Below are 13,685 nucleotides of genomic sequence, written 5' to 3'. Positions count from 1 at the left end.
TTCCTCTATTTTATCAGAAGAAATAAACGAATGCACGTTCGTATAATCAATTACACTTAGAATGACACAATTTGAAGAAATGGAACATGTATGTTTTCTGCTTATTCAGTTAATAAGAAACTAAAAATGGATACACCTCTTGAAAAAGAAGCGTGCCTTGGGACTCAAGTAGTAGCCCATTTAAAAAAGCGTAACACATGTACTTATACTATCTTATCTTTTCGTAAAGTCTGTCTTTTGATATTCCATCAGATAACAATCACGATATCTTCCTTCGTGGAATTCGTGTTCAGTCAAAATTTTCACCTTACGAAAATGACATTTCTCATAACACCTAACCGCCCGTTTGTTGACTACCTGCGGATCCATAACAATGATATCTGCTTGTTTTTGATGAATGAGATACTCAACCATCGAATTTACTAGTAATTGGCCGATGCCACGATTCCAGCAATTAACCTCTCCTATAAACTGATCCAGCCCATAAATTAATGACTGGCTTTCGTCATACCCATAGTAGCCTTTTGTTTGTTTATCCAGCTTATAGTATTGGATGTAACCTATTTCGTTCGCTTCAAATTCAATGATACATCTCATTACATTATCGCTTACATGATAAAACTCATGATTGACCGCATCTAAATTAAACGACCTGTCTCTTCCTTCATAATACTTGAGAACTTTCGGGTCAGAAAGCCATTTGATCAACAATGATTTATCACGTACGTGCAATTTACGAACAGCTAGTTTTCCTTTTTGAAATAGCAAAGTTTCTTCCTCCCACGTTCACCCATGAATTCAGTTCTAGTCCAAACTAATCTTCCGGATTAAGAACCGCTAATACTTGATGGTCTTCCCATTGACCATTTATCTTAACATTCTTCCTGGCGATCCCTTCTTTATGGAAACCAGCTTTCTCCAATACCCGCAGTGACCCAATATTATGGGGCATGACCCCGGCTTCAACACGGTGCAAGTCCAGCTCCTCAAACGCATATTTCACCAGCAGCTGTACCGCTTCAGTTGTAAAGCCCTGCCCATTATGCTGTTTGTCTAAAAAATATCCAATGATCGCACTCTGCAATGAGCCGCGCAGGACTTGAAAAAGGTTTACCGTACCTATTAACTCCTGGTCCTCATTTTTGAAGATCCCAAAGTTATACTCACTGTCTTGCTTTATGCCCTTTTCAAATTTCTTTATCCTGTCTAGTTGAGCTTTGGTCGTATAAAAACTATCCTCACGTAACATCGAATATTTTTCAAAAAATGCACGGTTTTCTTTTTGCAAATGCAACAATGCTTCTGCATCCTCGGACTTCAGTTCTCTAATATGAATATGGTTTCCTTCCATCATTATGGGGCCTCCTCCCTTCCCTTACCTAATTCGACTAAATCACCTATTGTCCTTTTTTCAAATGATCCAATCTATTGAATCACTTAACGAATGCATGAGCTATTCTTTTGGCAGATTGAAAGCTTACGAGCCACAAAATAACCGTCGTGCTTAACATTAGAAATGAACCGGCGATCACAACGCTTTGGATTGAAATTAACTGAGCAGCCACACCGAATGCTGCTTTTGCACAAATGATGCAGACAGCCTCCAACAAACCATACACGCTGCCAACCCTGCCCATAACATCGATCGGGATATTACTTTGATAGAAAGTATGAAAACCGGTATTCGCAAAGGCCAGCGAAAATGAAAGGATAAAGAATCCTACCGCCGCCGTATTAAAGGTACTTGAAAAAGCATAAATAATATATCCTCCTGACACCATTAATGAACCTGCCCCAATCATGACTTGTGTGCTCAACTTTCTAACCGTTAGCGTGTTTACAACCGCGCCGCAGGCAATGCCGGCACCAGCTATACTTACCAGAAAACCGTATGTTGCGTCTGACAGAGATAATACTTCCTTGGAAAAGGCTGCTTCCAAAGAATCCAATGCCGCAGCCATCACCATCATGAGGCCAAATAATAGATAAACAGCCATCACATAGAAATAGTTCCTGCTAAACTTATAAACAACCTTCCAATCGCTTTTAACAAGTTCAAACGAAAGTAGTTTCCGATCGGATTGTGCTTTCGGTGTTTTCCTCAATTCAGGCAAGCAGAGCATAATTAGACCGGAGGCTAGAAAGGTCACAGCGTTTATGTAGATCGCCATCCAGGGGGACCCGATCAGAAATAACATACCAGCTATAGCCGGACCGATCAGAAATCCTCCAGAATCCACTAAGCTTCTTAATGAATTAAACTGCTTCCTGCTTCCAGACGGCACTAATTTTGTTATGTAGACCATAGAAGTTGTAGCGAACACTGAACCGGCCATGTTTATGAATAATACAAGCACATAAATACCCCAAATAGATGAAAACAAGGGTAAAAGGGCAATTAAAATCGCCCGTAGAATATCCAGTCTTACCATGAGATTTCGTTGATGCAATCGATCTATCATACCCCCCGCCAAGAAGTTCGTAACCAATACAGCAGCTGGTTTCAGAATATATAGCATGGCCACTGCAAGCGGAGATCCCGTCATATCCAGGATAATAAGATTTAATGCAATTAAATAGATCCAATCGCCTACGCTAGATAAACCAACTCCAAACAATAGAAGAAACGGGTATTTCCACGACATCCATTTTCGTTTTAAATACATGGCGACCCTCCCCAATAAGTTGTGACATAATGATTAAAAACACATATTAAAACTACTTGGCTAAAAACATAAAAAATCTCACCCCCAAGACTGTAGTCTCAGGGACGAGATTGATATCGTGGTGCCACCCTAGTTTTTTAACATGTCGCCATGCCAAACTTATCAGGTACGGCAAACAATGCTGTCTGCTTATACCCTGGCTCAGTAACGGGAGCGCCCGTCACACTATCCCCCTCTCAGGTTCCAATGTGAAGCTCAGAGACTTGGTTCAGCAAACAAATTCTTACTCCTTTTCACCAGCTGGAGCTCTCTATTAAAGAATTCTTTTTACCTACTCTTCTCTTCATCGCGCGTATATATTTCTATATAGTATCCATGAACAAACAAAAAATGTAAATCCTATATCCAAAAAAAATTTATAATGGATAAAGGATGGTTATATAACATATGAAGCTATTTCGATAATTTTTGAGTTTTTCCCTGCACCAGTGAAATTGAATATATTACAGAATGACAGGACTTTTCCATCCCCAAATAATAAAGTGCCGTCAACAGCACCAGTTTTTCCGTGAGTGATGATGTTCTTGAGTTCGATCTCTGTCACGTTGTCAGTGATCTCTTGCTTCAGAGCTTCTTTCACTCTATCCTTACCCTTGACCGGTTTATGACCGACGATATTCCAAGTCACTTGCTCCGCCACACTATCCATAATAAAACTTGTATTATTGTCAGCAACAGCGATATGTAATTTCTTTAGTTGCTGCTTTTTAGGCGAGTTTCCACAGTCTTCCGCACATCTTATAATTAGATCTCGGTTTTCTCCATTGCTATAACCCATTATGACTCACTCCTTTTAAATCTGACTGTTAATGCCTAAATCAATTTCATATTTTAGGTCTTTTTGCCCAATGAATTCAAAACGTCTCGATTCCGAATGTCTAAGGGGAGGCAGGGATAGAGTCGCTTTCCGTGAGGTTGGGAAAAAATAGTTCTAACAAATGAAAATCCGGACTAAGTAAAAACTATAATTGGCACCTATATACCACTACGAAAATATACTTCGCTTTCCGCGGGCGGCTGTTGAGCCTTCTTGTGCTGACGCACTGCGAGGTCTCACCTAGGCCTTTACTCCCACAGGAGTCTACGTATATTTTCTCCGCTAAAACAGCACATCGTTCGTCTTTTTCCTTAGATGTTTAGTTTTTGCCTGTCCTCGTTCAGTGTTGGCACATCCCCCACAGGAATCCCCTTGCCATATGTTTTTTCGTAATCATCTCGAAATGAACTTTCCACTTGCCGTTTATTAATACAATTATTCAAAAAACCCAGAACCTAAAAGAACCCATTTTGAACCTTTTCTAAGAGAGCCTTATATTCTGCCAGCCATTGACGTTATAAATTTACATCTTTTAATCGTGACCCGACTGATGTATAATTGGAATATTACCTATAGAGGGGAGTGTGTGTATGAAAAGATATCTTACTTTCTCACTTCTTTTATTCATACTCAGCTATTCCTTCTTATGCATGCAGGACACCACGCAGCAGTTTGTTCCAGGTGATGTTCAGGAGAGCATTACATTGGATAGCACATTCCCATCAGTTGATAATACTGGGAATGATTATTCGATTAGTGTGATCATGCCATTTATTCTTGTAATCATTCTACTAACGAATTTTCTAATTACGCTAGTACCATTGATTAGAAGACTACTTTTTCTTAACCCAGTCTTTTATCAATCAAACTTCCTGATCCATTCCCTTTGAAGTATAGACATTATATATTTCAAAGGAGGATATGAACTATGATATGGTTTAGACTGATTATGATTGCAGCGTTTTCATTAACAGCTATTTCTTTGTTTACTTACCAAGGTACAGAGATTTTCCATGCTTTCACTGATTTCTTTAATAGAAAACAATAATCCATCTAACGTTTCATCATGAAGAGTTAGTGTAATTCCTGACCACGTGCACAGTGGCCAGGAATTTTTTTATGCTTCCATAGATTTTTTTGACACAGCTTTTACGATGAGGAAATGCGGGCTGGTCATAAGGTAGCGATAAGCTTCTGCTTTCACGTGCTTCATCTTTTCTTGCGGTTGAGGCTCAATCAGTTGATCAAGATGGAAACAGGAAGTGGTTTCGTTCACGATGCTTTGCATAGGTCTCCTATAAAAGCTAACGTCAATTGTAATAGTAGGTTTGTTCCAGGTTTCGGATAAGTATTGGGTTTTAAAGTAATCCTCACAATCGTGTCTGGTGTAGTCCATGAATGGGTGATGAACCGAAAATATAAACGATCCGCCTACCTTTAGCACACGATTGAATTCTTGAAAAGTGGAAGTCCAATCTTGTAAATAATGAAGTGTAAGCGAGCTTACAATTACATCAAAGGAATCATCCTCAAATGGCAGGGGCTCTTGAAGATCGTGGCAGAAAAATGTCGCCTTTCCACCTGCACGTTCACTCGCAGCCTTCACCATTTCAGAACTCACGTCAATTCCGGTAACCTCCGCTCCACGCTGCATGAATTGAGAAGAATACCATCCAGCCGAGCATCCTGCATCAAGCACTTTCTTTCCTTGTAATGATGAGGGCAAAGCCGCCATCACAGCGGGGCGTTCATACAAAGCGTTATATGGACTTGCTTCATCAATATCGTTTTGATAAGTATGAGCTAGTTTGTTATAAGTTTCTTTTGTAGGGTTGTTCATTTCATTTCCTCCTTCAACATCTTGACTCATAGTACGAAAGAAAACGAACGAAATAGCGAGGAGTTGCTACTTAACGACTGCTGTCCCTGAGACCCAATCATAAACATTTTTCCTTTTTTTATTTGTAAAAGGTGTAAGAAAGTAAATAAGGATGGAGACATTTACAGCACTCAACATAATCAGAAGCGTCCTTTCGGAAAAGTCTGCAGGAAGCATTAATCGCCATATACAAAAATGGGCGACCTCCCAGGGCAGAAATTTGACAGCTGTTCGAATAATAGAACGACTCATGTCAATACGCCGACCACTAGCATCCACAACACGGACGCCCATTTTTCTTTTTCCCCATGTCCCTTTCCATTTAGAATATTCGCTCAGAATAAAGTAAAGGGAGACGGGGAGCGTCATGACTAAGAAGCCTGTCAATTGAGCTGTAACTGGGGAATTCGAAAATAAAGAAGGAAAATACGATCCGAATAGGAAGGAAAGGCTGCCTAGAACGAGAATACCATATGCTGCAATGAGGATATAATCTAACAAAAAGGCGTATATACGAAGTTTGAATGGAGCGTAAGGCATACGAGCAAAACCTCCTAATTTGTTTTGACAAACTTCAGTGTTCCTCAGCTCTTAATGGTTTTCCTTCTCTTAACCAAAGCCAAATTAGGTAACCGCCGCCAATTTCAGCTAAACCGGCTAAAAGGAATAATAGGATTGTCATTATCCCTCACACTCCCCCACCTTTTATTACATAAATTTTATCACACAAATTGCGAAAAAAGACCGAACAATAACAAAAGCCTCCACCTTAACAAGATTGAGACCTCCATTTCCTTATCCTGCTTTTTTCGACAACAGCATCGCCTTTTTCAACAACTATGACTCACCCAATCCCATTCTTCAAATAAGGGACGGCAGTTTTGATGAATTCCTCCGGGGAAATGGTATAGCTGCTTCTCCTCCATTCTACTGAAGCTCCATAGATCCCCCAACTTAACATGACTGCCGTAACTTTGAGGGCATGATCATCATCCGTTACGTGTTGTTTTAGCAACATTTTATAAAAGATGATTTCCAGCTGATCTCTAATGATACGAGCTATCGTGTCTTCGTAACCTCGATGACAGCGATACGATAAAGACTTTTGAAAATTAGTAATGGCTTTAAAAATACTAACAAACACTTCTTCGTTCAATTCGCTTTTCTCATAGATATCACCATCCAAATTAATTAACAATTCTTCTGATAATACCTTTTCCAGCAAGTCATAAATATCTTCAAAATGATAATAAAACGTAGCACGATTAATCATAGCTTCCGTTGTAATATCCTTAACCGTTATATCTTTGAACTCCTTTTTACTCGATAAGCCTATAAAAGCATCCATGATTAATTTACGTGTCCTTAAAATTCGGGGATCTGTTTTTGAACCGCTCATATTGGAAATCCCTCCTGCTTTTTCAACAATTTCTTCAATGTGTTGTATAGACAACATATTCACTGAACTATTGGTATGGATGCTTTTCATTATGTACTAAACTATAATTACGAAGCAAACAGAAGGCTTACTAACAGGTTTCGCTTAAGCCAGGAAAGTGAGGAACATCAAATGACGAAAAACAATAGTATGATTTGTGATTTAGAGACTGGTGTGTGTGGTCCGGCTGAAGAAGAAGCAATGGAGGCTATTGATTTGAACCAACCAAAGAAAACCATTGATCTCTATTATGTGACAGACCCTATCTGCTCTCATTGCTGGGCACTTGAACCTATCCTGCACCGCTTTAAAGAGCAGTATGGTCATTACTTCAACTTCCATACCGTCATGGGCGGTTTGTTGGAAAAATGGCATGACGGACCAATCGACCCTGCAAACGGAATATCAGTACCTGCAGATGTTGCAGAACATTGGAGAGAGATTGGCGAACATTCGCGCATGCCCATTGATGGATCACTCATGATTGACAATCCAGTGCAATCATCCTTCCCTCCATCACGCGTCTATAAAGTCATTCAAAAATATCACGATGATGAAAGGGCCTATGAATATTTACGCCGGGCAAGAGAAGCGCTGTTTGCATTCAATCAAAATATTGCCGAGAAGTCCGTTATGATTGAACTTGTTAATAATCTTGGTCTCGATGGAGAGGCAATTGTAAAAGAGGCAGAAGAACAAATGGGACAGCAATTATTAGAAGAAGACTTTGCGCTTGCAGCAAAATTGGGTGTCAGAGGTTTTCCAACCCTTATCATCGTCAATGAAGAACAGAAAGGTGTAAAAATGGTTGGGAATCGTCCGTTGGATTTCTACGTTTCCGGACTATCCCAAATCTTAAATGGAGAAGATCCAAAGCCAAGTCAACCAGCTTCCTTATCATACCTGCTTAATAAAGAAGGTCTTCTTTTCGCAAAAGAAATCGAAGTGATGTATGATGTGGAACCCTCTGACCTTCAAGCATTTGTTGAAAAAGAACTAACACCAGGAAGCTACGAAGCGCGGGAAGTCCTTGACGAGAAATATTATGTGAAACAATAAATAAGATGATTTTATCAGGAAGAAGGTGCAGTGATGAGTTATGTACTACAAATCGACTTTAAAATGGATGGGCCGTTTGGCGAGGAAATGTCAAAGGCATTCACTGACTTAGCGAACAGTATCAATGACGAACCGGGTTTCATATGGAAAATTTGGACTGAAAATAAGGCAGAGCAAGAAGCCGGCGGAATCTATTTATTTGAAACAAAACAAGCTGCCGAAAACTATTTGACCATGCACACGGAACGCTTATCAAGCTTTGGGATTACAGACGCCCGCGGGAAAATTTTCGAAGTAAATGAACCGTTAACCAACATCACCCATGGCCCTGTTGAATAATGGAGTGGAAGAGTCTGGGACAAAAGTGTTTTTCACTTAAGAGGTTTAGATATGTCCCAGACTCTTTCAGGTAACACAGACATAATCCATGTCCCGCGAGCCCCCCATAATATCGTTCCATGGTAATAATTCATGGCTTCTTCAGCTTTTCATACTTCTCCATTATGATATTTGATTTACAAAATAGATACTGTAACAAAAATGGACAAGCCTTGTTAGAGAAATAGCTTGTCCTATCTTTTAGAAGTTTTATAATACAGAGTTGTTGACTGATTCATTTCCATTGTTGCTTTATATAAACTAATGTTTCCTACAGTTTGTTCGGAAGCATCGGAATGAACTTCAAAGTTTTTATCTAAGGAGATGGTCCAAACAGCTTCATTACTCTTCTTTAGGACAACAGCAAGCGTACCGAACTGAACGATGTTATCCCAACCAAAAGACTCCGTTTTACCATTTTCAGTAACGAAAATTCCATCCGTATTGCTTATCACTTCGATGTTATTACCTTCCCATATTCCATGAATCTCCGGCCCCACATAATAGTAAGACCTGCCACTACCCCGATCGCCGTAAGTTCCAATGAATTGCTGAACCGTATTATCGTCTGCTTTATAGGTAAAGGCTGCAATATCATCTGCTAACCATTCCACTTTATATTCTCCGCCTATTTCATTTGGCAAAGTTTCTTTGGGGCGAGCTAATATACCATAATACGATCTATAATAAATCGCCTCTCCACTCTCCACATTCTCTTTAATCGAAAAAACATGTTCGAAGTCAGGTGATACGCTTGTTATATTTTTAATTACTTGGTTACTGTCAACAAGCAGTACGCCCTGAACTATAACAAATAGGCCCAAAACACTGGCTACTATTAATAGTAGTCTTTTCGTTAGTCTAAGTAATAGTAATATGGCAAGAAATAAACAAATCACACATAAAATATTGATGATGTAAAATAGTCGGTTGTCAATATACTCTACTTGAAATCTTTCATGTGCGAGTAAATATCCTGCTTGTAAACAGAAAAACCCAATCGCAAAAATAAATAGAGTCCATCCACTTATTTTAATCAGTTTATCCTTGTTTTGTTCCATTCGGCTGTACCTCCATCGAAAAATCCCACGTTAACCCATTATCCTTTGAAATAAATTTTCCTTTCACTTTACCACCTGCATAATCACCATTAGGCCCTTGATTAAGTAAAACAGATAAATGATTGTATTCTTTTACCGGAAACTCGGCTTGGACAAAAACCTTATCATATTTCTCAGGAATATGGATGACTGCTTTATTCCACGTCCTTCCTTCATCTTGCGTAACATAAAGACTTGGCTCCTGGGGATTAATCGTTCCATAGGACATAAATCCTGTACTTTCATCTACAAAACCACCATCCGCAATTAATCTCGTTGTTTCTGGAGATGCTGTCTCTTTCCAAGTCTCCCCACCATCGTGAGTTAAAAAGACTGTAGAAAGCTCTTGTGACATCGTTCGATTACCTGAAAGAACAACATATCCAAATCGATCATTTAAAAAGTCTACTTTTCTAAAGCGCAGGGCAGGTAATGCTTCTGTAACCTCACTTTCTTCCCACGTTGTTCCTTGATCAAGAGAGTATTTTAATAACACCTTTTCCTGCTTATATAAAAATGCTGCACGTTCTTCCGTCAGTATGTAACTCCCATTTATCAATTCTCGTTCATTCCCATTGTATTCCCCATTAAATAATAAATCTTTCTCAATCGGGACTTTTACCCAATTATTTCCTTTGTCATAAGTAATATTTAACTCGTTGTTTTGCAAAGTATAGCTGACTCTGTCATTGTTTACTGGTTCTAATGTCTTAGGTTGAGGCTTTTCTACTTGATTTGGGGATTTAGTTTTTTCCAGCCTATCATTTTTCTTATTTAATTGTAGCAATGAATTCTGGTTTTGATTTTGGTAAATGAAAGTACCAGTGATTAGGCCAACCACTATAATCGTAGCTAGTCCTAGGATTAATTTCTTCATTTCTGTCTCCCACCCTGTTATTATTTATATGTTAAAAAGCACCAGTTAACCTCTGTCACTTTATCCAAAATAAAAAATAGAAACCTCCACCCTTTAAAGATGGAGGCTTTCATTACCTTATCCTTCTTTCTTCGACAACTGGATAGCCTTCTTAATATCCTTGAATGATGATGACTTTCCGTAAAGCAGTACGCCACCACTATAAACACGGGCGCCAAACCAGGCGAGCAACGCAATCGATCCGACAAGGACTCCGACCGAAAGGATAACTTCCCAAACTGGAATATCCAGCATTCCGACGCGCAAGAACATGATTAATGGCGAGAAAAATGGGATATACGAAGTTACGGTTATAAAAGTAGAATCTGGTGCATTCAGACCGAAAATAGAAATAAAGAAAGCCGCTAAAATGAGATATATCATTGGTGAAATCATCTGTTGGGCATCTTCTAAACGGCTGACTAGCGAGCCAAGTGTTGCTGCTAAGGTAGCATAAAGCATATAGCCTAAAATAAAGAATAGTACAGCGTATGCGATGACGGAGCCTTGGATATTAGATAAACCAAACCCTTCCATCATTGAACCTCCGCCGCCTTGCTGGATTCCAAGGTACCCCACTAGCAGAATTAAGGAAAACTGCAAAATTCCGACTAGAGCTATTCCAATGATTTTTGCAAACATCTGCGATACCGGCGAAACACTTGAAATCAAAATTTCCATGACCCTGCTTGATTTTTCAGTGGCTACTTCTGTCGCAATCATACTTCCATACATAATGACAGACATATATAACAGGAACAACATAACGTATACCAACCCACGTGTTTGGGCCAGTTCTGCTTCTGATTTTGCACTTTCCTCTAAAGCTATGGTATTAAATGTTACCGGGGAGGAGATTTGCTGTAAGGTCGCTTGATCTACCCCTGCTTCCTCGGTAGCGATTTCTACTTTAATTTGTTGAAGTGCTTGCTTGATTGGTTCACTGTTTTCAGTAGAAGCAATTTGCTCCGCGTAATAGTCAGCTTTTGGAAGCCCATCTTCTCCTGCTGTAATTTTCACGACCGATTCATACGTTCCTTCTTTCACCGCTTGTTTTGCTTCCTCTAAAGATTGATCAACTCGTTCTAATGTGAACGCATCATTTACGGATACCATCTCGACAAGTGTGCTGCTCCACTCGTCATTGTCGCTAATTAAAGCAACTTTCTTAGCCTCATCTTCCCCGCTAAAGGTTTCAATAATCGTTTGAATATTCGACAGAGCGGTAATTAAAATGAGCGTAATAAGCGTTGTGATCAGAAAAGATTTTGTTTTCACTCGATTCATGAACGTATGACCGACCATAATGAAGAATTTATTCATAAGAGGCACCTACTTTCTCGATAAAAATATCATTTAGAGACGGCTCCTCAAGAATGAATGACCTGACAAATCCCTTTCCATTTAACTCCGTGAAAATTTTTTGCGAAATGTCTTCACTCTCTACCTGCAAATTGCAGCCTTCTCCAAAAGCTTTATATTTGGTGACTCCTGGTATTCGTTTTAAAAATTCCGTGTCAAAGTCAGCTTTCACCCGAACATTTTTTTTGCCAAAAGAACGCTTTATATCCTTCAAGTGGCCATGGACAACTGGCGTCCCATGATGAAGAATACACAGGTTCTCACACAACTCCTCGACATGCTCCATGCGGTGGGACGAAAATACAATCGACATCCCGGACTCCTTTAAGTCAACAACCGCTTCTTTGAGCATTTCCACATTCACAGGGTCGAGTCCTGAGAACGGTTCATCTAAGATCAACAGCTTTGGTTTATGTAAAACGGCTGATATGAATTGAATTTTTTGCTGATTCCCTTTAGAAAGTTCTTCTACTTTCTTCGTTTTATAGTCCGGTACTTTAAAACGATCCAGCCAATAATCGAGTTCCTTTAGCGAGTCAGATTTATTCATCCCGCGAAGTTTTGCTAAATAAACAAGCTGGTCACGCACTTTCATTTTTGGATAAAGGCCTCGCTCCTCAGGTAAATAGCCAATCAAATGACTTTGATCATAACCGATCTCTCCGTTATTCCAGGAAATCGACCCTTCCGTCTCCTGCAATAACCCGAGAATCATTCGAAATGTCGTAGTTTTACCCGCCCCATTAGCCCCAAGAAACCCAAAGATTTGTTTCTCTGGAATCTCTAGCGATAACTGGTTCACCGCGGTATGCGAACCAAATTTCTTTGTTACATGATTTAATCTTAACGTCACGATCATTCTCCTCTCTTCCCATTTAACATACGAATTATCTTTACAGTAGTTTCAATAATTCATGAACTTTTTTTGAAAATGCAGAATCAGGCAGGAAAAACGACCATTCATGACAAATTATATAGTAGTGAAGACTTGTTCATGGAGGGTCGATAATGAAGAAATACTTTTTAACTGTATTCGAAAAAGACGGAACTAATGTATTAGATGAATCATTTGAAGCTGAAAATGATGCAGAGGCCAAGGATATCGGGGGAAACAAACTTGAAGAACATGGATTCAGTGATTATACCCACCGTTGTGTAGCCCCTGAAGGACACCTGGTTTTATTCCATAGGTAATGTTACAAAAAGTCGCGCTCTCACGCGACTTTTTCATTTTCCTTTAAAGTGTGGTTTACGCTTTTCTAAAAACGCATCTACCCCTTCTTTATGGTCTTCGGATTGCCGCAGTTCCCACTGAGCTTGTCTTTCTTTTGCCAAATACTGCAAGAGTTGATCGAGACGATATTGATGGTAAATTTTCTTCGTCGTCACCATCGACTTTAAGGGACTCTGACTCCATCTTAACGCCAAATCAGCCGCTTCCTGATGGAGTTCTCCGTTGACGACAACATCTACAATATTAAGGTCATAGGCTTCCTTTGCCCGCAGATTTCGTCCTTCCCACGCAAAGTGTTTGGCACGATGAGTTCCAAGGCGCTGCTCTAAGAAGAAATGACCACCACCGTCAGGGACGAGGCCGATACCGATAAAATTCATCGAGATATCTGCATCAGCCTCAGCAATCAAGTAGTCCGAAGCCAAAGCTAAACTCAGTCCCAGCCCGACCACCGGACCATGTACGGCTGCAATCACAAGTTTAGGCATGTTATAGATCGTTGTTACAATGGTCTCGATATCATTCATCACTTGTTCGTAAACGTCGGGATTATGAATTTCTTTCATCATTGTAATATCACCGCCGGCACAAAAGCCAGCTCCGGTTCCAGAAAGAACGACAACTTGTCCATCCTGTTCTTTTACTTGTTGAACGGCTCCAGCAAGCTCCTGCAGCATTTCAACGTGCAAAGCATTATATTTTTCCCCGCGATTAAGGCGTAAATGGATGACATTATCGTTCTGCTCTATTTCTATAAAGCGCATGATATCCTCCTT

Annotated in this window: 16 protein-coding genes, 1 pseudogene and 1 other annotated feature; of the genes and pseudogenes, 4 read left to right on the top strand and 13 right to left on the bottom strand. The window is 39.8% G+C overall.

What is annotated here, in order from left to right; all coding sequences use genetic code 11:
- Positions 1-213 precede the first annotated feature (213 nt).
- The 4 genes from G6R08_RS17110 to G6R08_RS17095 form a co-directional block, all read right to left on the bottom strand.
- On the bottom strand, positions 214-768 hold the full coding sequence (locus G6R08_RS17110; protein ID WP_163529619.1) for a GNAT family N-acetyltransferase: 555 nt from the start codon (positions 766-768) through the stop codon (positions 214-216).
- Between the two features lie 46 nt (positions 769-814).
- Entirely contained in the window at positions 815-1,354 is a 540-nt protein-coding gene (locus G6R08_RS17105) for a GNAT family N-acetyltransferase (protein WP_163529617.1), read from the bottom strand.
- A 79-nt stretch (positions 1,355-1,433) separates the two neighbouring features.
- Positions 1,434-2,666 (bottom strand): MFS transporter, encoded by a 1,233-nt coding sequence (locus G6R08_RS17100; RefSeq protein WP_163529615.1) that lies wholly within the window; start codon positions 2,664-2,666, stop codon positions 1,434-1,436.
- A gap of 97 nt (positions 2,667-2,763) precedes the next feature.
- Positions 2,764-3,022 (bottom strand) — a binding site (T-box leader).
- Positions 3,023-3,102: 80 nt separating this feature from the next.
- A complete protein-coding gene (locus tag G6R08_RS17095; protein ID WP_163529613.1) occupies positions 3,103-3,504 on the bottom strand; it encodes a nuclear transport factor 2 family protein in 402 nt (133 codons plus the stop codon).
- A 629-nt stretch (positions 3,505-4,133) separates the two neighbouring features.
- On the opposite strand from G6R08_RS17095, the gene G6R08_RS17090 reads away from it, so the two are divergent.
- Positions 4,134-4,433, top strand: a complete 300-nt coding sequence (locus G6R08_RS17090; protein WP_163529611.1) for a hypothetical protein — start codon at positions 4,134-4,136, stop codon at positions 4,431-4,433.
- Between the two features lie 227 nt (positions 4,434-4,660).
- Here the strand turns inward: G6R08_RS17090 and G6R08_RS17085 are convergent, their stop codons facing one another.
- The 4 genes and pseudogenes from G6R08_RS17085 to G6R08_RS17070 all read right to left on the bottom strand — a co-directional run bounded on the left by G6R08_RS17085 (position 4,661) and on the right by G6R08_RS17070 (position 6,821).
- Entirely contained in the window at positions 4,661-5,383 is a 723-nt protein-coding gene (locus tag G6R08_RS17085) for a class I SAM-dependent methyltransferase (protein WP_163529609.1), read from the bottom strand.
- 66 nt (positions 5,384-5,449) lie between these two features.
- On the bottom strand, positions 5,450-5,962 hold the full coding sequence (locus G6R08_RS17080) for an RDD family protein (protein WP_163529608.1): 513 nt from the start codon (positions 5,960-5,962) through the stop codon (positions 5,450-5,452).
- A gap of 55 nt (positions 5,963-6,017) precedes the next feature.
- Positions 6,018-6,104 (bottom strand): annotated as a pseudogene (locus G6R08_RS17075) (YnfA family protein); the annotation flags it as partial.
- A 162-nt stretch (positions 6,105-6,266) separates the two neighbouring features.
- Positions 6,267-6,821 carry a TetR/AcrR family transcriptional regulator gene (locus G6R08_RS17070; RefSeq protein ID WP_163529605.1) on the bottom strand — a complete coding sequence of 185 codons (555 nt, stop codon included), beginning with the start codon at positions 6,819-6,821 and terminating at the stop codon, positions 6,267-6,269.
- Between the two features lie 171 nt (positions 6,822-6,992).
- Here G6R08_RS17070 and G6R08_RS17065 point away from each other — a divergent pair, with 171 nt between their 5' ends.
- Both G6R08_RS17065 and G6R08_RS17060 read left to right on the top strand, forming a co-directional pair.
- The gene (locus G6R08_RS17065; protein WP_163529603.1) at positions 6,993-7,919 is read left to right on the top strand and encodes a DsbA family protein; all 927 of its coding nucleotides are present in this window, start codon (positions 6,993-6,995) and stop codon (positions 7,917-7,919) included.
- Positions 7,920-7,952: 33 nt separating this feature from the next.
- Positions 7,953-8,258 carry a monooxygenase gene (locus G6R08_RS17060; RefSeq protein WP_163529601.1) on the top strand — a complete coding sequence of 102 codons (306 nt, stop codon included), beginning with the start codon at positions 7,953-7,955 and terminating at the stop codon, positions 8,256-8,258.
- A gap of 233 nt (positions 8,259-8,491) precedes the next feature.
- On the opposite strand, the gene G6R08_RS17055 is transcribed toward G6R08_RS17060, so the two are convergent.
- The 4 genes from G6R08_RS17055 to G6R08_RS17040 all read right to left on the bottom strand — a co-directional run bounded on the left by G6R08_RS17055 (position 8,492) and on the right by G6R08_RS17040 (position 12,528).
- Positions 8,492-9,358, bottom strand: coding sequence for a hypothetical protein (locus G6R08_RS17055; RefSeq protein ID WP_163529599.1), 867 nt, complete (start codon positions 9,356-9,358; stop codon positions 8,492-8,494).
- On the bottom strand, positions 9,339-10,274 hold the full coding sequence (locus tag G6R08_RS17050; RefSeq protein WP_163529597.1) for a WD40/YVTN/BNR-like repeat-containing protein: 936 nt from the start codon (positions 10,272-10,274) through the stop codon (positions 9,339-9,341). The genes G6R08_RS17055 and G6R08_RS17050 overlap by 20 nt, the downstream gene beginning before the upstream one ends.
- A 117-nt stretch (positions 10,275-10,391) precedes the next feature.
- Entirely contained in the window at positions 10,392-11,636 is a 1,245-nt protein-coding gene (locus G6R08_RS17045; RefSeq protein ID WP_163529595.1) for an ABC transporter permease, read from the bottom strand.
- Positions 11,629-12,528 (bottom strand): ABC transporter ATP-binding protein, encoded by a 900-nt coding sequence (locus G6R08_RS17040; protein WP_163529593.1) that lies wholly within the window; start codon positions 12,526-12,528, stop codon positions 11,629-11,631. Before G6R08_RS17040 ends, G6R08_RS17045 begins: the two co-directional genes overlap by 8 nt.
- A gap of 155 nt (positions 12,529-12,683) precedes the next feature.
- Between G6R08_RS17040 and G6R08_RS17035 the strand changes: the two genes are divergently transcribed.
- On the top strand, positions 12,684-12,869 hold the full coding sequence (locus G6R08_RS17035; protein ID WP_163529592.1) for a YhzD family protein: 186 nt from the start codon (positions 12,684-12,686) through the stop codon (positions 12,867-12,869).
- 33 nt (positions 12,870-12,902) lie between these two features.
- On the opposite strand, the gene G6R08_RS17030 is transcribed toward G6R08_RS17035, so the two are convergent.
- Positions 12,903-13,673, bottom strand: coding sequence for an enoyl-CoA hydratase (locus G6R08_RS17030; RefSeq protein WP_163529590.1), 771 nt, complete (start codon positions 13,671-13,673; stop codon positions 12,903-12,905).
- Positions 13,674-13,685 lie beyond the last annotated feature (12 nt).

This window comes from Halobacillus ihumii (assembly GCF_902726645.1).
Taxonomy (GTDB): Bacteria; Bacillota; Bacilli; order Bacillales; family Halobacillaceae; genus Halobacillus_A; species Halobacillus_A ihumii.
This window is presented reverse-complemented; position numbering and strand designations above follow the sequence as displayed.

What these genes read in the sequence shown, in the direction of transcription:
- G6R08_RS17035 (WP_163529592.1), top strand. Translation starts at nt 12,684, where the DNA reads ATGAAGAAATACTTTTTAACTGTATTCGAAAAAGACGGAACTAATGTA.
- G6R08_RS17090 (WP_163529611.1), top strand. Translation starts at nt 4,134, where the DNA reads ATGAAAAGATATCTTACTTTCTCACTTCTTTTATTCATACTCAGCTAT.
- G6R08_RS17065 (WP_163529603.1), top strand. Translation starts at nt 6,993, where the DNA reads ATGACGAAAAACAATAGTATGATTTGTGATTTAGAGACTGGTGTGTGT.
- G6R08_RS17085 (WP_163529609.1), bottom strand. Translation starts at nt 5,383, where the DNA reads ATGAACAACCCTACAAAAGAAACTTATAACAAACTAGCTCATACTTAT.
- G6R08_RS17080 (WP_163529608.1), bottom strand. Translation starts at nt 5,962, where the DNA reads ATGCCTTACGCTCCATTCAAACTTCGTATATACGCCTTTTTGTTAGAT.
- G6R08_RS17045 (WP_163529595.1), bottom strand. Translation starts at nt 11,636, where the DNA reads ATGAATAAATTCTTCATTATGGTCGGTCATACGTTCATGAATCGAGTG.
- G6R08_RS17100 (WP_163529615.1), bottom strand. Translation starts at nt 2,666, where the DNA reads ATGTATTTAAAACGAAAATGGATGTCGTGGAAATACCCGTTTCTTCTA.
- G6R08_RS17060 (WP_163529601.1), top strand. Translation starts at nt 7,953, where the DNA reads ATGAGTTATGTACTACAAATCGACTTTAAAATGGATGGGCCGTTTGGC.
- G6R08_RS17050 (WP_163529597.1), bottom strand. Translation starts at nt 10,274, where the DNA reads ATGAAGAAATTAATCCTAGGACTAGCTACGATTATAGTGGTTGGCCTA.
- G6R08_RS17055 (WP_163529599.1), bottom strand. Translation starts at nt 9,358, where the DNA reads ATGGAACAAAACAAGGATAAACTGATTAAAATAAGTGGATGGACTCTA.
- G6R08_RS17105 (WP_163529617.1), bottom strand. Translation starts at nt 1,354, where the DNA reads ATGATGGAAGGAAACCATATTCATATTAGAGAACTGAAGTCCGAGGAT.
- G6R08_RS17070 (WP_163529605.1), bottom strand. Translation starts at nt 6,821, where the DNA reads ATGAGCGGTTCAAAAACAGATCCCCGAATTTTAAGGACACGTAAATTA.
- G6R08_RS17030 (WP_163529590.1), bottom strand. Translation starts at nt 13,673, where the DNA reads ATGCGCTTTATAGAAATAGAGCAGAACGATAATGTCATCCATTTACGC.
- G6R08_RS17095 (WP_163529613.1), bottom strand. Translation starts at nt 3,504, where the DNA reads ATGGGTTATAGCAATGGAGAAAACCGAGATCTAATTATAAGATGTGCG.